16 protein-coding genes are annotated in these 17,724 nt (G+C 47.2%); 11 read left to right on the plus strand and 5 right to left on the minus strand.

Features of this window, described 5'->3' with window-relative positions; all coding sequences use genetic code 11:
* Position 1: 1 nt before the first annotated feature.
* The gene (locus tag IC229_RS01690; RefSeq protein ID WP_190885179.1) at positions 2 to 2,977 is read left to right on the plus strand and encodes an outer membrane beta-barrel protein; all 2,976 of its coding nucleotides are present in this window, start codon (positions 2 to 4) and stop codon (positions 2,975 to 2,977) included.
* A 153-nt stretch (positions 2,978 to 3,130) separates the two neighbouring features.
* Here the strand turns inward: IC229_RS01690 and IC229_RS01695 are convergent, their stop codons facing one another.
* The 5 genes from IC229_RS01695 to IC229_RS01715 form a co-directional block, all read right to left on the minus strand.
* Positions 3,131 to 4,444 (minus strand): hypothetical protein, encoded by a 1,314-nt coding sequence (locus tag IC229_RS01695; protein ID WP_190885180.1) that lies wholly within the window; start codon positions 4,442 to 4,444, stop codon positions 3,131 to 3,133.
* An 82-nt stretch (positions 4,445 to 4,526) separates the two neighbouring features.
* Positions 4,527 to 5,597 carry a M42 family metallopeptidase gene (locus IC229_RS01700; RefSeq protein WP_190885181.1) on the minus strand — a complete coding sequence of 357 codons (1,071 nt, stop codon included), beginning with the start codon at positions 5,595 to 5,597 and terminating at the stop codon, positions 4,527 to 4,529.
* Positions 5,598 to 5,737: 140 nt separating this feature from the next.
* Positions 5,738 to 6,085 carry a DUF4180 domain-containing protein gene (locus IC229_RS01705; protein ID WP_190885182.1) on the minus strand — a complete coding sequence of 116 codons (348 nt, stop codon included), beginning with the start codon at positions 6,083 to 6,085 and terminating at the stop codon, positions 5,738 to 5,740.
* Between the two features lie 94 nt (positions 6,086 to 6,179).
* Positions 6,180 to 8,561 (minus strand): TonB-dependent receptor, encoded by a 2,382-nt coding sequence (locus IC229_RS01710; protein ID WP_190885183.1) that lies wholly within the window; start codon positions 8,559 to 8,561, stop codon positions 6,180 to 6,182.
* Between the two features lie 85 nt (positions 8,562 to 8,646).
* Positions 8,647 to 9,060, minus strand: a complete 414-nt coding sequence (locus IC229_RS01715; protein WP_190885184.1) for a helix-turn-helix domain-containing protein — start codon at positions 9,058 to 9,060, stop codon at positions 8,647 to 8,649.
* Between the two features lie 135 nt (positions 9,061 to 9,195).
* Here IC229_RS01715 and IC229_RS01720 point away from each other — a divergent pair, with 135 nt between their 5' ends.
* The 10 genes from IC229_RS01720 (at position 9,196) to IC229_RS01765 (ending at position 17,663) form a co-directional block, all read left to right on the plus strand.
* Positions 9,196 to 9,885 carry a ClpP family protease gene (locus IC229_RS01720; protein ID WP_223833803.1) on the plus strand — a complete coding sequence of 230 codons (690 nt, stop codon included), beginning with the start codon at positions 9,196 to 9,198 and terminating at the stop codon, positions 9,883 to 9,885.
* A gap of 163 nt (positions 9,886 to 10,048) precedes the next feature.
* Complete coding sequence (locus IC229_RS01725; protein WP_190885185.1) at positions 10,049 to 10,912, plus strand: hypothetical protein; 864 nt, start codon at positions 10,049 to 10,051, stop codon at positions 10,910 to 10,912.
* 174 nt (positions 10,913 to 11,086) lie between these two features.
* Positions 11,087 to 12,319 carry an ATP-dependent Clp protease ATP-binding subunit ClpX gene (gene clpX, locus IC229_RS01730; RefSeq protein ID WP_190885186.1) on the plus strand — a complete coding sequence of 411 codons (1,233 nt, stop codon included), beginning with the start codon at positions 11,087 to 11,089 and terminating at the stop codon, positions 12,317 to 12,319.
* Between the two features lie 192 nt (positions 12,320 to 12,511).
* Positions 12,512 to 13,111 (plus strand): hypothetical protein, encoded by a 600-nt coding sequence (locus tag IC229_RS01735; RefSeq protein WP_223833804.1) that lies wholly within the window; start codon positions 12,512 to 12,514, stop codon positions 13,109 to 13,111.
* Between the two features lie 250 nt (positions 13,112 to 13,361).
* The gene (locus IC229_RS01740) at positions 13,362 to 13,979 is read left to right on the plus strand and encodes a hypothetical protein (protein ID WP_190885187.1); all 618 of its coding nucleotides are present in this window, start codon (positions 13,362 to 13,364) and stop codon (positions 13,977 to 13,979) included.
* Between the two features lie 24 nt (positions 13,980 to 14,003).
* The gene (locus IC229_RS01745; protein ID WP_190885188.1) at positions 14,004 to 14,723 is read left to right on the plus strand and encodes an alpha/beta fold hydrolase; all 720 of its coding nucleotides are present in this window, start codon (positions 14,004 to 14,006) and stop codon (positions 14,721 to 14,723) included.
* A gap of 146 nt (positions 14,724 to 14,869) precedes the next feature.
* A complete protein-coding gene (locus IC229_RS01750) occupies positions 14,870 to 16,012 on the plus strand; it encodes an aspartate aminotransferase family protein (protein WP_190885189.1) in 1,143 nt (380 codons plus the stop codon).
* Between the two features lie 60 nt (positions 16,013 to 16,072).
* On the plus strand, positions 16,073 to 16,321 hold the full coding sequence (locus IC229_RS01755) for a DUF433 domain-containing protein (RefSeq protein ID WP_190885190.1): 249 nt from the start codon (positions 16,073 to 16,075) through the stop codon (positions 16,319 to 16,321).
* Positions 16,302 to 16,667, plus strand: coding sequence for a DUF5615 family PIN-like protein (locus IC229_RS01760; RefSeq protein WP_190885328.1), 366 nt, complete (start codon positions 16,302 to 16,304; stop codon positions 16,665 to 16,667). Before IC229_RS01755 ends, IC229_RS01760 begins: the two co-directional genes overlap by 20 nt.
* A gap of 36 nt (positions 16,668 to 16,703) precedes the next feature.
* A complete protein-coding gene (locus IC229_RS01765) occupies positions 16,704 to 17,663 on the plus strand; it encodes an N-acetylornithine carbamoyltransferase (RefSeq protein ID WP_190885191.1) in 960 nt (319 codons plus the stop codon).
* Positions 17,664 to 17,724 lie beyond the last annotated feature (61 nt).

The following is a 17,724-nucleotide window of genomic DNA, read 5'->3' on the forward strand; positions in this document are numbered from 1 at the left end:
AATGAGCACTTTTCGATTGATACAGAAGCGACTCCTGTTTGGCGCATTAGTCATTATCCATTTTGCATTATTCATTAACACGGCCTTCGCCCAGTCAACAGGTGTTATTCGGGGGGCTGTAGTCGATTCGGTAAGCCGAAAACCGTTACTCGAAGCGTCGGTGTCGCTGCTGTCGGCGCGTGATTCATCGCTGGTATCGTTTGGGATTACCGATGGTGATGGCAAATTCGAATTCCTAAAAGTAGCCGAAGGACAGTACCGAGTGCTTGTTACGTATCTGGGATACCGGAGTCGGGCGAAACGGGTTTCAATCACAAAAACCGATTTGACTGCTGATGCCGGAACGGTTGAACTCGTGGGTGAATCGCAGATGCTGAACGAAGTATCGGTGCAGGGCGAACGTGCGCCGGTAGCCGTAAAGGGCGATACGTTGGAGTTTAACGCGGGTTCATTCAAAACCCGCCCGAACGCACAGGTCGAGGAGTTACTTAAAAAATTGCCCGGCGTTGAAGTCGACCGGGATGGGGCTATCAAAGCACAGGGGCAAACGGTAACGAAAGTGATGGTCGATGGAAAACCATTCTTCGGCAATGACCCCAAAATGGCGACTCGAAACCTTCCCGCTGACATTATTGACAAAGTGCAACTTTTCGACCAGTCGTCTGAACAATCAGCGTTTTCGGGCGTAGACGATGGCGACCGCGAGAAAACGATCAATATCACCACCAAAAAAGACAAACGGAAAGGGTCTTTTGGGCAACAATCACTTGCAGTAGGACCAAAACCTGGTGATAATGCTCGGTATTCGGGACGCGTGAGCTTTAACCAGTTCAATAATGGCCGCCAGATTTCGGTGCTAGGAATGGCTAACAATATTAATCAACAGGGTTTTACAGGGCAGGACCTGGGCCTCGGTAGTAGCTTTGGCGGTGCCGGTCAGGGTATGGGCGGTGGTGGTGGTAGCAACATGGTTCGGGGTGGGGCCGGTGGTGGCAGTTTTGGCGGTGGCGGTCAGGTTGGCAGCAGCGCCATCACGCAATCGTGGGCGGGTGGCATCAACTATCGCGACGGCTGGGGCAAAAAAATCGACGTAGTAAGCAGTTATAACGTCAGCAATACCAATACGTTGACCGACCAGAAAAGCCACCGTGAGAACGTAGTACCCACCGGTACGACGGGGCCAACGCGAGCCGATGCCGGTTTCATTCGCGACCAGGCCAACGGTTCCGATAATACGAACACCAATCACCGGTTCAATCTCCGGCTCGATTACCGGATTGATACGTTGACAACCATTCGATTGATCCCCAATTTGTCATGGCTCAATTCCAATTACAATAACCAAAGCACAGCCACTACGTTGACCCGTGAGGGCGTATTAGCTAACTCAAGCCGAACGAACTACGTATCAGACGGAGATGGTTTTAACGGAAATAATTCGCTGTTGTTATTCCGCAAATTTCGAAAAAAAGGCCGGACGTTTTCGGTAAACTGGAATATCGCCTTCAACAATCAGGATAACGAAGGCATCAACCGATCAATGAATCAGTACAATGGCGCGTCGACTACCCTGACATCGGGCGTTATCACGAAAGACACGTTGACCGGAATCACCACCCAAACGATTAACCAACGTAACAACCAGATAAGCCGCTCAATGACGAACTCGGTGAATGTGAGTTACACCGAACCGCTTTCACTACGTCAGACCCTGGAATTTCACTATAACCTGTCGAACAACCACAATACGTCGAATCGGGCGGTGAGTGATTTTAATAGCGTAACGAACCAGTACGATTTGCTAAACGGGCAGTTGAGTAACAATTTTATCAACGACTACGTAACGAATCGGGGTGGGCTAACCTGGCAGACGAAGCGGTTGAAATACACGTATGCGTTGGGTGTGGATGCACAGCAGGCTAGCCTGAATTCGGATAACCTAAGTCGGGAGACGCATCTGAATCGGTCGTTCACAAATATTCTCCCAAACGCCCTGTTTACCTACAATTTCGGGAAACAGCGCACACTACGTATCAACTATCGGACACGTATCAATGCGCCATCTGTGAATCAGTTGCAGCCCGTTCCGAACAACACCAATCCGCTGAATATTCAACTGGGTAATCCGAACCTGCAACCTGAATACGGTCACACTATATCGCTGAATTTCAATCGGTTCAATTCTGCTACGTTGCGCAATATGTTCGCATCGATGAACCTGAGCCGGACTGATAACAAAATCGTAAACGCAACGAACTTTACGCAGTCGGGCGCGCAGACGACGCAGCCTGTTAACACGAACGGCTATTATACACTGAATGGTTTTCTGGTGTTTGGCCAGCCGGTGAAGATTGGTGCGCAGAAAACAAACGTCAATTTAACGACTAACATAACGCATAATCGTGGACAGAGTTTCGTCAATAATCAGCCAAACGAAGCCAGAAACTGGCTGGTTGGTCAGGGGGTGCGGATTAGTTCTAATTTCTCGGAAAAACTGGATTTGAATCTGGGCGGAAATGTCAACCTGCAATCGGCGAAGTATTCACTGCAACCGCAGCAAAACACTACGTTCCTAAATCAGACCGTTACGTTGGATTTATTCTACCAATTGCCCCTTCGGTTCAACTTCTCAACTGATGTGTATTATAATCGTTATGGGGGAAGTGCTGGCTCTTATAATCAGTCATTTACGCTCTGGAACGCTACGTTGTCGCGGCAGTTGTTTAAACAGAATCAGGGTGAAATTCGGATTCAGGCTTTCGACTTGCTGAATCAGAACCGCAGCATCGTCCGGAACGTAACTGATACGTATACCGAAGAAGTGCAAAGCCGTGTGCTGAACCGGTATTTTATGGTCAGCTTTGTGTATAATCTGCGCAAGTTTGGCGCAGGCGTTACCGCCCCTCGCGATCCGTTCCAGCAGCGTGAACGGGGCGGCAACCGTGGGCAAGGTGGTGGCTTCCGCCGGAATGGGTAAGCAAGAAAACAGGAAAGGTCTATTACGAATGATAGACCTTTCCTGTTTTATAAATGGGCTTACTATGTAGAGTATTTTTATTTCGAACGTAGATAAAACTTAAGCGTATGTTGTGTTTTATCTCGTAATCAACTAGTAAAAACAACTCTAATGTCAGAATGAATAATTGAGTAACAAAGCTATTCTATTTGAGTAAAAGGAATTGTATTGAAAAGAAAAGCCGACAGATCGGCCATTATGAATAAAATATTCCCAACCGGCTTGTAGCAAAAAGTCGAAATTTTTTTTGGTATATGTAGCTGATTCGGCGTCACGTACAGCCATACCCTGATAACTGCCATTTGCTAAATATACTTTGACTGGGGCGACGAAAGTGGCTGTCCTTATTCCATAGCCGGCTCCAGTACCAAAATAAATCCGGCTTTTATCCTGCAACCAATAATGGCGAATAAAAAGATCAGCCTGAGCTATGAAAGCTTTTTCCCGGCTTTCTCCATCAAATTGTATAGGTTGTTCCTGAATAGGTGGTGGCAAGTCATCATGAAGAACACCCGCTGGATCAACAAAGGAGAAATCATTTGGAGCGGAATTAATAATGCCTCGTGTATTAATATGATAGGCGTAATTTAAACTGGAGAATCCGAGCATACCACCCCACGAATTCGTATTGCCAAGTTTGCCGCATTCGAACCCAAGATTTGCCGTGATAAAATTATTGATTTGGGCACTACTAGCCTGATCGCTGAGATTAATATAACCACCTAAAGGAGTCTGAATATTGGTAACGTAATGGTCCAGTGCTGCTTTTGTATGGTATGGTAAAGAACTCGATACGCCTACGCCTGCATTCATGAACCAGCGAACCGGAAATTTTTTGAAAGCGGGATAAATTATGCTTTTAGGTAGTAAGGAATTTGCTGTGTGAGCACATGTATTATAAGCCGAAATCAGTTCAATAAAGGATTTCTCATCAAACCCAGTTGGCCATTTCTGGTTAGTGAATTCATTACAATCATTTAATATTTTACTGTATAACGAGAGATGATTTTGATAGGTCTCATTATATAATTGGCCATTTACTCTTACCTCTGATGATTTGCGGATGAGTTCAACAAAGACAGTATCTTTCTCCAGAAAAAAACGGTCTTTTGCGAAAGGTTTTCTTCGTTGAACAAATAATGACGCTTTTCCGGAAACCATTTGCTGCATAAGCACAATTTGATTATCAATCGTTCTTGGTTTATAGACTAGGCCATTTACAAGAAGTGTATTGATTGTAGGGACTTTATAATTAACAGGTATACCTGTTATGCCACGTTTAAATCGAATAAAATCATAACCATAATCAACACGCACGTATCCAGACAATGTATCGTGATTTTGAGTAATCAGTGTGGCTGGAAGAAAGGATTGTGCGTTACTAACTAAAGGGAATAATGCGCAAAGAAAGAGTATTCGTTTTTTCAATAAGTAAAGCATTTGAGTAAACCAAGAGGGTAAAGGAAGGCCAGCTAAAAATAGCTGGCCTCATATAACTTTTATTTCTACTTTACTTGATATACCGGAAATCTTCGTTGCCTCTCAGCGCCAGTAGCGTTTCGTACATGAGTTTGATCACGTTCTGAACGTCATCCATGTGAACCGTTTCGACTGTCGTGTGCATGTACTTGAGTGGCAGCGAAATCAGGGCTGAAGCAATGCCTTCGGTGGCGTAGGCAAACGCATCGGTATCGGTTCCGGTCGAGCGACTAACCGCCTGCCGCTGGAAAGCGATTTCCTTCATTTCGGCCACAGCAATCATGAAATCCAGTACGTTATTCTGTACTGCCGGACCGTAGCACAGCACAGGGCCATCGCCACATTTGAGGTCGCCCTGTTCTTTTTTATCGTACTTGGGTGATTGCGTATCGTGCGTTACGTCGGTGCAGATGGCGAGGTCGGGTTTTAAGCGTCGGGCAATCATTTCGGCACCGCGCAGACCAATTTCTTCCTGAACCGCATTCACTACGTAGAGCGTGAACGGTAGCGTTACGTTGTTTTCTTTCAGCAATCGAGCCACTTCGGCAATCATGAATCCGCCCATGCGGTTGTCCAGCGCCCGGCCAACGTAGTAGCGGTTGTTCATCTCCGTCAGGCCATCCACAAACGTGCAGACCGTACCGACGTGAATCCCCATATTCAATACTTCCTCTTTGGTTGCCGCACCTACATCAATGAACAGGTCGGTTACTTTGGGAGCCGTATCTTTGGCGAGGTCGCGAACGTGAATGGCCGGCCAGCCAAAAACGCCTTCAACGGTACCCTTTTTGGTATGCAGATTCACCCGCATTGACGGAGCGATGAGCGCATCAGAACCACCGTTACGTCTGACGTAGATGTAGCCGTCGTCGGAGATGTAATTGACGAACCACGAAATCTCGTCGGAGTGAGCTTCAATAACTACTTTGTAATCTTTGCCGGCTCCGATCACGCCAACCGCTGTCCCGTACGTATCGACAATGTATTCGTCGGTGTAGGATTTAATGTAATCGAGCCAAATCTGTTGCCCCGACGATTCGAAACCGGTAGGAGAAGCATTATTAAGGTATTTGTACAGAAATTCTTTACTGTGTTCGTTCATGAAAACCAGGAGCTAATTGCGGACTAAATGCAAACGGCGTTACGTAACGCCGTTCATCATTCAATAATAAAGGAAAAGTGCTAAAAGACGAGTCTTTTTTGAAATTCGGTGATTACGTTTCGGGCTTGGCAATGGGATACTTACTGCGTTGCTTCCTCTACAGAACCAACAAACTTGATCAGACTGCCTTTGTTGCTCTCAAAAATGAAATCCCGCAGACTTTTACTGGTATAGCCTGAAAAGTCGCCCACGATAGCTAGTTGAACACGATACGTCGAGAATTTCTGAAGAATATCGCCCGCAAGCCTGGTTTTCAGGTCGAAAAATTCGGGGGAGAGGTTATGCTGATGGATGATAATTTTCTCGGCACCCTGATACGCACAGTTTGCCAGTATGTCCAAGCCATCTTCCAACGTATTGATAATGACCATATCTGATGTTACTTCGGCAATTTCCTTCCCATTAACGGTTTTGATAGCTATTTGCATGGTTGAGTCGTGCTGATTCATTACATTCAGTCAACAGACGTAGCGCAAAGATACGCCCTTGTCTGTTGACTGTATCTGAACCGGAAAACTATCACTAAAACGCCATCCGATAACTCAGCACTGGCAAAAGGCCCATCTGATAGCTGGTCCGAACGTTACCCGACTGCGCATCGAAATATTGCCCGAAGATGTTTTGGCGGTTCGTTACGTTCTGAATGTCCAGCGAAAGGGTTCGGGTTGAGCGAGGTCGGTTGCGCTTGTAACTGAGTCGAATATCGGTGCGGAAGTAATCGGGTAGGGTTTGGGTGTAGGTCAGATTTTCGTAGTAAACCGTTTCGCCCTGCTGGCGAGATGCATCCAGATTGATGGGCGTATCGCGATAACCACCATAGTACGTTAGCTTTACGTTCAAACCTAAAATACCGTTACGTCCCGCACCTGTAGTAAATTCTTTACCAGCCAGAAAACTCGTCGAAAATCGCCCATCGTAGCGGCTGTTTCGCCAGATTTTATCTGATCCCTGGTATTCGGAACGATAAAATGATGACGAGAGCAGAAAGTAGAAATTGTTGTGCAGAAACTGCTCCAGCGTAAGCTCAAGACCATAATTTCGGCCAATACCTGTATTGATTAACGCTTTATTTGTCAACCCAAAAGGCTGGTTTATGAGCGCAAATGAATCTGACGTATCGGCGCTTACGGGAATGTTGACTACATGCTGGTAATACGTTTCCGCTTTCAGTCGTAGATAATCCGTCAGTTTCCGGTCGTAAGCTAATACTACGTGGTGTGAGCGCGTAAAACCCAGATTTCGATTCGCTAACCGGAGACCATTGGCCGATAATTGCTGAGAAAGCAACACTGCCGGATTTTGCGTCTGACTATGCAGGCCATACCCCAGACTCAGCGCCTGCCCTGGTTTAAATGACCAACGTAGCGATCCGCGTGGTTCCAGCGCGTCAGAACCATTCAGGAACAAACGCAGATAATGAAGCCCCGCATTTAGCGTCAGTGATTCCGAGAAGCGGTAATTCCATTGTCCAAATGCCTGAAGCGTTTGCGTAGTAGGCGCGGGCGACTGTGGACCAGGAACTGCAACGGTAGTCTGAAGCTGGTGTTGTTCAGCATTCCACTCCGCCCGGTTCAGGTTACAATGAATCTGAGTACCAATTACGCCTGCCCGAATGGTGTGCCGGGCGTCGAATTTATAGGTTAACGTACTGGAAAGGATATTTTTCCAAACGGAATATTGCTCCCGGCCGCGTGGCTCTGCTACGTAGTTTTCGGTCAGGTAATCTCCCTGATACTTGTTCTGATAGCCCGACGCCGAAGCCACCGTTTTCAGGAAAGCGTGACGACCAATATTGATTGAATGGGTAACGCCAATTGCTCCCGTATTGGCCAAAAACTGTTCGTTGTAACGGTCACCCTGATTGGCCCAGGCTGTTGAATCTCGCTTGGCCTCTACGGATTGATCGCTCAAACCACCAAAACCAAAAAGCGTGAACGTACCTAATCGATTGGTGGGCAGGTAAACGTTGAACGACAAATCCTGGAACGTAGTGACGCCCGTACCAACGTTAACGCCCAGTTTACTCAAAATACCAAGCGTGGAGTAGCGATAATTGAACAGATACGAACCTTTGTACTTTTTGGAAAATGGTCCTTCACTCGATACGTCGATACCCAGCACGCCCGCCTGAATGGTGCTTTCGCGTTTGGCGTTGTTTCCTCGGCGAAGCTTCAGATCAAACACACCTGATAGAGCATTTCCATATTCGGCAGGAAACGCGCCTGTCATAAAATCAGAGTTGGCTAGTAGTTGAGCGCTCAGAATAGAAATGCCGCCCGAAGCCGCGCCCAGACTGGCAAAGTGATTGGGATTCGGAATTTCGACGCCTTCCATGCGCCAGAGTAGTCCGTTGGGCGTATTGCCCCGGATCACAATCGTATTATTGCCATCGTCGGCACCGACTACACCCGCGTAGGCCGTTGCCATGCGAGCAGGATCGTTTACGGCGGCTGCAAAACGCTGCGTTTCTTCGACCGAAAATGTCCGGGCCGAAACAGCCGCCATCTCGTTCAACGGTTTGTCTTTTTCGATGGTTGGTTTTACCGTGATTTCCGCGAGCTGGGCCACCGATTCCTCCAGCGACACGGTGAGCACGAGTTGCTTTCCAGCATCGACAACAAGATTCGACAGAATCAGGTCTTTATATCCAACAAACGAAATTTTGAGCGTCTGCCGACCCACTGCTACGTCGGTGAGCCGAAACGTACCGTCGGTATCGGTATTGGTGCCTTTCGTAAGCTGGTTTGGGAGTGCCGGATTCAGCAGTGCGACAGTAGCGCCGGGAATCGGCGTTTGCAAACTTTGGTCAACGACCGTACCACGGATGGTTTGCGTAAGTGGCTGAGCAAGTAGATTGTAGGAGAGAAGTAGGCCGGAAACAGCCAGAAATGAACGTAGTAGCATAGCGTTTTGATATGGTTACAGCTATGACCACTCACTACGTATGCACCCCTACGCCCTCATTTATTTTTACACCTGAAGGGCAAAATCAAAACCCGATACGTTCCCGTTTCTCTTCCATGCCCATCGAACGTAGCAGGTCAAACGCCACTCGCTCGTCGTATTTCCGTTTCCAGTAGTCGGCTTCCAGGCGAAGCTTATCCAGCTCAATTTGCTGTTTTTCAACCAGTAAACGTAGTGTTTCCAGTTCATGATGAACCACTACGTCGGGTTTTTCTTCGATCACCTGTGCTGGAATAGCGTCGTCCGACAATAAAGATAGGGGCGCTACGTCCAATGCCTGAGCAATCTGGGTCAGGCGGGAGAGCGTCAGATCGGTTTTGCCGCGTTCGATGTCGCCGTAAGCCGTGGTCGACAGATTGAGGAGATCGGCCATGTTTTCCTGCGATAAACCGCGCTGAAGCCGCTGTAAACGTATTTTCTCGCCGATGGAATTTTTCATATCAAGTAACAACGATAAAATCTAAACCAAAACCGACAGGGTTTTTCGGATTCATAACGCAAATTTGTAACGAAACGATTCTCGAACTTACACCAGCTGTTTCTGGTTTTCAAATTAACGGATAGAAACCTAATTATGAATTACGAAAAAGAATTCCGCAAATTCGCTGTACATCACATGGGCCTCAACGGACTGACGGTAGATGGCTATGTGAACCATACGATTAACAACCATACGGTTGAAAACATGACCCGGTCGGTTATTGAAGAACGGCCGATGAATTTCCGTGAAGTTGACGTGTTCTCGCGGCTCATGGCCGACCGGATCATCTTCATGGGCTTACCTGTCGATGACAATATTGCCAACATCATTGTGGCGCAGTTGCTGTTCCTGGAGTCGGCCGATCCGAAAAAAGATATTCTGATGTATCTGAATAGCCCCGGCGGTTCGGTGTACGCCGGTTTGGGTATTTACGATACTATGCAGTACGTTCGCCCGGACGTAGCGACGGTCTGCACTAGTTTGGCCGCTTCGATGGGCGCTGTATTGCTGGCTGGTGGTGCGGCTGGCAAACGGTCGGCTCTGCCACACGCACGGATCATGATTCACCAGCCATCAGGTGGCGCTCAGGGGCAGTCGGTTGACATTGAAATCACGGCTCGTGAAATTGTGAAACTTCGTGAAGAACTGTATCAGATTCTGGCCGATCACTCTGGCAAATCAGTTAAAGAAATCGAGAAAGATTCGGATCGTGACAAATGGATGCGGGCCGAAGAAGCGAAAGAGTACGGTCTGATCGACGAAGTGCTACGTCGCGAAAAATAGTAAGCAAAAGTTGCTCATAAACAGAGTGATACGTATTGAAAAAGGCAGGAGTTACGAATTGTAATTCCTGCCTTTTTTGTGTAATTAGCAGAGGATATATAACTCTTTTTCTATGAAGTGGTTATATAATTCCAGCGTGAAAACGCGCTAACTACCCATAACGATGAAACGTGCAGTCCCACTTAGCTGGCTTATCGGCCTGATGATGCTCTTTTTATGGGCAGGCTGCTCGAAACCGGCCGAGGTTAACGGCCCCGTTACGTCGATACCAAATCCAACAACCCCTGCTACGTCTGTTCGCCTGAAACAACTTCAGATTATAAATCGGGTTGCATCGTTTGTCGATTACACGTACGACGCACAGGGAAGGCAGGAATCAGTACAGACTTATAGTCAACGTAGTGGCGAAGGAAAAGATGAAAGCCCAGCCACGCTTGTTACGTATGATTCCCAAAATCGTCTGTTAAAAACGGAAGACGGCTGGTTCACGCTTGATCCTACTAATCACAGTGTCACGAAGAAATTGGTAACTCAGTGGCAGGAATTTGCGCATCAGGGAGTTGTGATGTCGATAAAAACATTTCTTGTTGATCCAACAGCTTACAACAACAGCCCGGAAATAACCATTGAGACGAATGCGCAGGGGCAGATTGTGAAACAGGTGCAGAAAAAGGCCGATGGTTCGACCGTCGAAACCACGTATCAGTATGATCGTGAGAACGTAGTACAGGGCGAACAAATGATACGTAGCAGTCACGGTGCTATAAAAAGCCGTTCGCGGAGTCTGTATATTTATGACACCAATCCGAATCCGTTACGTGGTTTACTGGGACCGTATGGCGGTCTGAATGTTCAATCTTACACCAGCAAAAACAACGTAACAAAATGGACATCGCAAGGGCTTTCGCCGGATACGGGTTCGGTGCTTTCGGAAACCACTACGTATTACGATTACAGTTATTCTGAAAAAGGCTGGCCTGTCAGTTACGAAACTTCTACCGCTAAGGCAACTTATATCTATTACTAAACGTAGTGAAACTGACGGTAGACTTGGCTGTTTGCTGGTTGATTAATAACTTTGTTTATTCCAGCTAGCTCGGACATACCGGGCTTTTTTTGCCGAATAGTAAAATCCATTGACCACCGGCAACGTAACGCACTGGTTATCCGTTAACTATACTTATTTACACTGCAAACGTTCATGCCACAAATAAGTTGCTCGTTCTGTGGACGGCGCAAAAATGAAGTGATGGTGCTGTTGTCGGGCATCGACGCGCACATCTGTAACTACTGCATTGAGCAGGGGCATCAGGTTGTACTTGAAGAAATGCGTCCGCGCAAAAGCGAACCTTCTGAAGTTCACATCAATCTCATTAAACCCATTGAGATGAAACGGCACCTCGACCAGTACGTTATTGGTCAGGACGATGCCAAAAAAGCCATTACTGTGGCCGTTTACAATCATTACAAGCGGTTAATGCAACCCAAAACCAACGACGACGTAACGATTGAGAAATCGAACATCATCATGGTAGGCGAAACGGGTACCGGCAAAACGTATCTGGCGCGTTCCATCGCTAAAATTCTCGAAGTACCGTTCTGCATTGCCGACGCTACGGTGATTACCGAAGCTGGTTACGTGGGCGAAGACGTAGAAACGATTCTGACACGCTTGCTGCAAGCCGCTGATTATAACGTAGAAGCAGCCGAACGTGGCATTGTCTATATTGACGAAATTGATAAAATCGCCCGCAAATCGGATAATCCCAGCATCACGCGCGATGTGAGCGGGGAGGGCGTGCAACAAGCGTTGCTGAAACTGCTCGAAGGGTCGGTTGTGAACGTACCACCCCAGGGCGGACGCAAACATCCCGATCAGCGGCTGATTGCGCTGAATACTGAAAATATCCTGTTCATCTGCGGAGGGGCTTTCGATGGTATTGAACGGCACATTACCAAACGTGTAAATACCCGGCCGATTGGTTTTTCGGGAGATCGTCGGTTAAACGATACGTTCGAGCGGGGGCATCTGATGCGGTATATTTCGGCGCTCGATTTAAAATCGTTCGGGTTGATTCCTGAATTGATTGGCCGCCTGCCCGTACTAACCCACCTCGAACCGCTCGATCGGAAGGCGTTGATGCAGATTCTGACGGAGCCGAAAAATGCCATCACCAAACAATATGACAAACTCTTCCGCATGGAAGGCATTACGCTCCATTGGGACGATAGTGCGCTGAATTACATTGTCGATCAGGCGCTTACCTACGGATTGGGCGCTCGCGGACTACGTTCGATCTGCGAATCTATTATTACTGATGCCATGTTCGAGATGCCGTCGCAGACAGGCGTTACTGAACTGACTGTGAGTCTGGAATATGCTCAGGAGAAATTCGGGAAATCCACTACGTATCAACTCCGCTCAGTGGCATAAGGAGTAGAAACAAGGTATGCCTTGTTTCTACAACAACCCTATAACTTCTTAAAAAATCCCGCCGGTTGCACGTAGCAAAACCGGCGGGATTTTTTTGTGCTGATTATTTTTTTAGGTCGATGTTAACAAATAAAGGCTTCGTCGGTTTTACCCATTGAAAACTTATTCGTTACACATAAAACCAAATTTGTTATGAAAAAGAACTCCAGTCAATTACTGGCCAGTCTGTTGATGATTGCCGTTTTTGCTGCCTGCAGCCGACCAGTCGCTTATTTTCAACCAAGTGCCCGCGAACATTACACCCAAGCTCCTGCAAAATCTGAAGTCGTAAGTCCTGTTGAAGCCACTGCTCCAGCCACGCTAGCTCCTGCTGTTACGCCAGCTGAACAAGTGGCGCAAGCCAATGCCCAACTTGATAAAGTCGATGCGTTAGTACGTAACGACAGCAAATTGGCGGCCGACAAAACCGTGCAGAAACGACTGAACCGTATCCGGGCATTGGTAGCATCGACCACGGCTAAAACCAACGTAGCATCGGTAGAAAGCGGGTCGACCAAAAAAATGAATCTGGTGGAGCGCATGATGCTCAAGAAAATGAACAAGAAAATCAGCAAACAACTGGCTCCGGCCAATCCCGAAAAAACCATGCTTAACTCGGGTACGTTGGCTACGGGTGCTGTGCTGGTCCTGATCGGTTTACTGCTGCTGTTGCTCTCTACCGGTACCGGCGCGACCATCGGTCTGATTGCGCTGATAGTCGGTGCTGTGTTACTATTGGTAGGTTTGTTATAGCATTCGAATCCCCATCGGTTTCGATAAATCGTTATCCAGTTGAAAACGTATATCCTGTATAGTTAACGTTCTTTTAGAAGACTATTACCAGGAATGCACCCGCTAATTGGCATGATTTAGTCCGAACAGATGGGGATTTTCTTTATAATTGAGTGCAGATTTTGGTATTTTTTTTAATCAGCACGCAACAAAGTCGTAACGTCGCAGTTGTTGTGAGAGAAAATCAATCATTCACATTAAAACATACCTTATGAGAACGCTTACCAAGCACCTCCTTGCTGCTCTGGCAGGTATCACCTTTATGGCTTCATGCAGCCGCCCTGTAGCTTATTTTCAACCCAGTGCCCGAGAAAACTTCAAATCAGTTCCTGCAACAACCGTTGCTGTAGCCGCTCCGAGCGAAAATGAAGTCGTGCAGCCCGCCACCGAAAATGTTTCTGCACAGCCCGCTGAATCAGCAACGCAGGTAACTCAGGTAAAGCAGGCAGTTGATCAGGTAGAAGCATATGTACGCAACGATAATCAATTGGCTTCCAATAAAAAACTCACCAAACGCATGGCACGTTTGAATGAGATGGTGGCGGCTGCCAGTGATAAAGCAACGGTTTCGACCAATGCCGTTTCGACGACCAAAAAGTTATCGCTGACGGAGCGTATAATGCTGAAAAAAATTGATAAAAAGATTCAAAAGCACGTAGCACCCGAGAAAACGAAAGCCATGAACAGCAACGTCCGGATTGGGCTTATTGTTGGTATCATCGGCTTGTTACTATGGCTGTTAGGAGCAGGTAGTGTCCTGTCACTCATCGGGTTAATCGGTTTTGTAGTTGGTCTGGTGCTCATCCTGCTGGGTGTTATAAATGGCTAGCCAACGTAGTATAAACTATTGATAATGAATCAATCGAAAACCATTTGTCTGATTCATGGTCACGGCGTAGATGCTTCCATCTGGGATGGCATCTACGCCGATTTGGTATCTGACGCAATTGTACTGAAACCGGATTTCTCACAACTCACCAATCACGTATCTATCGAAGCTTATGCTGAAGATCTATACGCTCGTTTGCGAGAAATTCAGGCGCAGAACGTTGTTTTGGTAGGGCACTCGATGGGAGGATATATCGCGCTGGCTTTCGCGGATAAATATCCCGGGATGGTAGCTGCACTGGTACTCTATCATTCCACAGCTACTGCCGATGATGAAAAGCGCCTGGAGGCCCGTCGTCAGGCTATTGATGGTTTGAAAACCGACGGATCAGCGCCATTTATTCAAAAGCAATTACCAAAAATGGTCGCCCCTACGTATCCAGGTGATAAAACGCAGGAGTTGGTCAAGCGTTTTATAAGCTTACCAGCAGATGCGCTTATAGCTGGCATGAAAGCCATTGCAGGGCGGCCTGACCGAACGCATGTGCTACGTAATGCTACGTTCCCGGTGCTGCTTCTGTTAGGGAAAGACGATCAACTGATACCATTCGATAAAACAGCGCAATTGGCTGATTTGTCACCTCGAATTCGTGTTGCTGCCATTGATAATGCCGGACATTTAAGCATGACTGAACAATCAGAAGATTCGCTTCGGGCACTACGTTCGTTTATCGATTCACTTTGATTCTTGGTAAAAGTTTGAAAAAAGAGGAAGCCATATAGCTTCCTTTTTGTGTTTTAACCCCATTTTCAACAGATTATCCGTAAACTTGCACCCTTATTTTATGAACAACACCGGCAGGTAACAGCACCGGTTTATGGTTTACGCAAATGGCTGAGTTATTTAACGTTTATCCGCTTTACGACATTGAGCCCGTGCGTGCGCAGGGCAGCTACCTTTGGGATGTCGACGGCACCCGCTACCTTGACCTCTACGGTGGGCATGCGGTTATCTCGGTTGGGCATACACACCCGCGCTACGTACAGGCGCTCACCGACCAGCTACGCAAGATTTCGTTTTATTCAAACTCAGTCAGGATACCGAAGCAGCAGGAACTGGCCGACAAATTAGGAGCCCTGTCGGAACATCCTGATTATGCGCTATTCCTCTGTAATTCAGGGGCCGAAGCCAATGAAAATGCCCTGAAACTGGCGTCGTTTCATAACGGCAGGACGAAAGTTGTTGCGTTTAGAAAGAGCTTTCATGGACGTACCGCCGGAGCCGTAGCGGTGACCGATAATCCGGCCATTGTGGCGCCGATCAATTATAATCAGCACGTTACGTTCCTGCCTTATAATGATGTTGAAGCCGCTCTAACTGGCATTACGTCTGATACCTGTGCCGTAATTATCGAAGGCATTCAGGGTGTTGGTGGGATTCAGGTAGCTACCGATACGTTCCTGCAAACGCTACGTAAGCGATGCGATGAAACGGGCGCGGTATTGATTCTGGATGGCGTACAATGTGGTTATGGCCGTTCCGGTAAGTTTTTCTCGCATCAGTTCAGTGGTATCAAAGCTGATATTATTTCGATGGCGAAAGGCATGGGTAACGGTTTCCCGATTGGTGGCATCCTGATTTCGCCGGATTTTAAAGCCAGCTACGGTCTGCTCGGCACTACGTTCGGTGGAAATCATCTGGCGTGTACGGCTGCTGTTGCCGTGCTGGATATCATGAAAGAAGAAGGTCTGATGGAGAATGCAGCCAAAGTTGGGGAATACTTCATGGATGGCATTCGCCAGATTGGCGGCTACAAAGAGCTACGCGGTCGTGGCCTGATGATTGGCATTGAATACGATTTCCCGGTCGATACGTTGCGGAAGAACCTGTTGTTCGAACATAAACAGTTTACGGGCGTAGCGGGGAAAACCATTATTCGCCTATTGCCCTCGCTGGCCGTTGGTGTTGATGAAGCCGATCAGTTTCTGGAAGCGTTACGTTTAACCACAGAGAAAGTGGAGGTTGTTCAGTGAGGTAGTAACTATGAACGTTTTCCTCGAAATGTTACTTTACGTGTATAAAAATAGCTGGGTATGAATTGGCAGGATTATATTCATTCTGACGAAACGGTATTGCTGGGTAAGCCCGTCATAAAAAGAACTCGGCTTTCAGTTGAGTTTTTATTTGAGCGTTTGGCTGATGGTTGGACTGAGCAAGCCCTACTGAATAACTACCCACGACTGACGAAGGAAGCCCTTCAGGCCGTTTTTGCGTATGTTCATGCCACTATGAAGGATAACTTAGTCATCTTTCCAGGTTCGAATTTTCGTCAGGCGTCATGAGTCCCTAGCTGACGAAAATTTTCTTCTTACGGCGTTTAAAATATTACTTGAATCAGGATATAATAGTAAGCACGTAGCGCTGGAAATGCCAAGTATCGCTGACACCGAAGTGACTGATTTTGCGATTAGTGAAAACCGTATTATTCTTACTTTCGACGGTGACTACGGGACATTGATATTTAAGTTTGGTTATCGACCACCTAGGGTTGTGTATTTCAGGTTGACCAACATAACTCCCGATGAACCTGCTCATATCCTGATAAATTTGCTGAAGGAAGCTTATCAATTTGAAGCGATGCACACCGTGTTCGAAAATGATAAAATACGCCAACGTCGAATTCTTTGATTCGTTTCTCTACGTACTACCAATGCATAAGTCCGAATGACCAATTTCATTTCCCTCGCCGACGTAACCAATATTGATGCATTAATCCAGTCTGGACTGGAGTCGAAGGCTAATCCATTTGCTCACCAAAGTCTTGGCAAAAACAAAACCATTGGCCTGATTTTCTTTAACTCCAGTCTACGCACGCGCCTTAGTACGCAGAAAGCTGCCCAGAATCTTGGCATGAACGTTATCACCATGAACGTTGGGCAGGATAGTTGGGGGCTGGAAATGGAAGAAGGTGTGTTAATGAATGCCGATAAAGCCGAACACGTTCGTGAAGCGGCCGCCGTGATTGGTCGCTATTGCGATGTGATTGGTATTCGGGCGTTTGCCGAATTGCAGGACCGTGATAAAGATTATCGGGAGCAGGTGATGCACCAGTTTGCCAAATACGCGGGTGTTCCGATTGTTAATCTTGAATCGGCAACGCGCCATCCGCTGCAATCACTCGCCGACTGCATAACCATTGAAGAAGCCAAAACTGTGAAAAAGCCTAAGGTTGTGTTGACCTGGCTCCCCCATTTTAAATCCCTGCCGCAAGCCGTTGCCAATTCGTTTTGTGAATGGATGAACGTCCGGGCGGCAGCGGGTGAGGTTGAATTTGTGGTTACGCACCCGGAGGGCTACGAACTCGCGCCTGAATTTGTGGGCAATGCGCACGTAACGCATGACCAGGACGAAGCTTTCGCCGGAGCCGATTTCATCTACGGTAAAAACTGGTCATCATACACACATTACGGGCAGGTTCTCACGCAGGACCCCTCGTGGGCGGTAACCATGAACGATTTGAGGCTGACAAATAATGGTCGTTTTATGCACTGTTTGCCTGTTCGCCGAAATTTGAAAGTATCGGATGAAGTGCTGGACAGCCCTTATTCACTTGTGGTTGAGCAAGCGGCCAACCGTGAGTGGTCAGCGCAGGCAGTGCTGAAAGAAATCCTGAGCAATATATGATGTTTGATGTAGGGTATGTGAAGTATACTACTTGATCTCCCAACCCATACATCATATATCC

Source organism: Spirosoma profusum (assembly GCF_014699005.1).
Lineage (GTDB): Bacteria > Bacteroidota > Bacteroidia > Cytophagales > Spirosomataceae > Spirosoma > Spirosoma profusum.

Bases quoted from the DNA above. Each gene is read 5' to 3' on its own strand.
- IC229_RS01710 (WP_190885183.1), bottom strand. From the start codon at position 8,561: ATGCTACTACGTTCATTTCTGGCTGTTTCCGGCCTACTTCTCTCCTAC.
- IC229_RS01765 (WP_190885191.1), top strand. From the start codon at position 16,704: ATGACCAATTTCATTTCCCTCGCCGACGTAACCAATATTGATGCATTA.
- IC229_RS01725 (WP_190885185.1), top strand. From the start codon at position 10,049: ATGAAACGTGCAGTCCCACTTAGCTGGCTTATCGGCCTGATGATGCTC.
- IC229_RS01745 (WP_190885188.1), top strand. From the start codon at position 14,004: ATGAATCAATCGAAAACCATTTGTCTGATTCATGGTCACGGCGTAGAT.
- IC229_RS01735 (WP_223833804.1), top strand. From the start codon at position 12,512: ATGAAAAAGAACTCCAGTCAATTACTGGCCAGTCTGTTGATGATTGCC.
- IC229_RS01755 (WP_190885190.1), top strand. From the start codon at position 16,073: ATGAATTGGCAGGATTATATTCATTCTGACGAAACGGTATTGCTGGGT.
- IC229_RS01740 (WP_190885187.1), top strand. From the start codon at position 13,362: ATGAGAACGCTTACCAAGCACCTCCTTGCTGCTCTGGCAGGTATCACC.
- IC229_RS01715 (WP_190885184.1), bottom strand. From the start codon at position 9,060: ATGAAAAATTCCATCGGCGAGAAAATACGTTTACAGCGGCTTCAGCGC.
- IC229_RS01690 (WP_190885179.1), top strand. From the start codon at position 2: ATGAGCACTTTTCGATTGATACAGAAGCGACTCCTGTTTGGCGCATTA.
- IC229_RS01750 (WP_190885189.1), top strand. From the start codon at position 14,870: ATGGCTGAGTTATTTAACGTTTATCCGCTTTACGACATTGAGCCCGTG.
- clpX (WP_190885186.1), top strand. From the start codon at position 11,087: ATGCCACAAATAAGTTGCTCGTTCTGTGGACGGCGCAAAAATGAAGTG.
- IC229_RS01720 (WP_223833803.1), top strand. From the start codon at position 9,196: ATGAATTACGAAAAAGAATTCCGCAAATTCGCTGTACATCACATGGGC.
- IC229_RS01705 (WP_190885182.1), bottom strand. From the start codon at position 6,085: ATGCAAATAGCTATCAAAACCGTTAATGGGAAGGAAATTGCCGAAGTA.
- IC229_RS01700 (WP_190885181.1), bottom strand. From the start codon at position 5,597: ATGAACGAACACAGTAAAGAATTTCTGTACAAATACCTTAATAATGCT.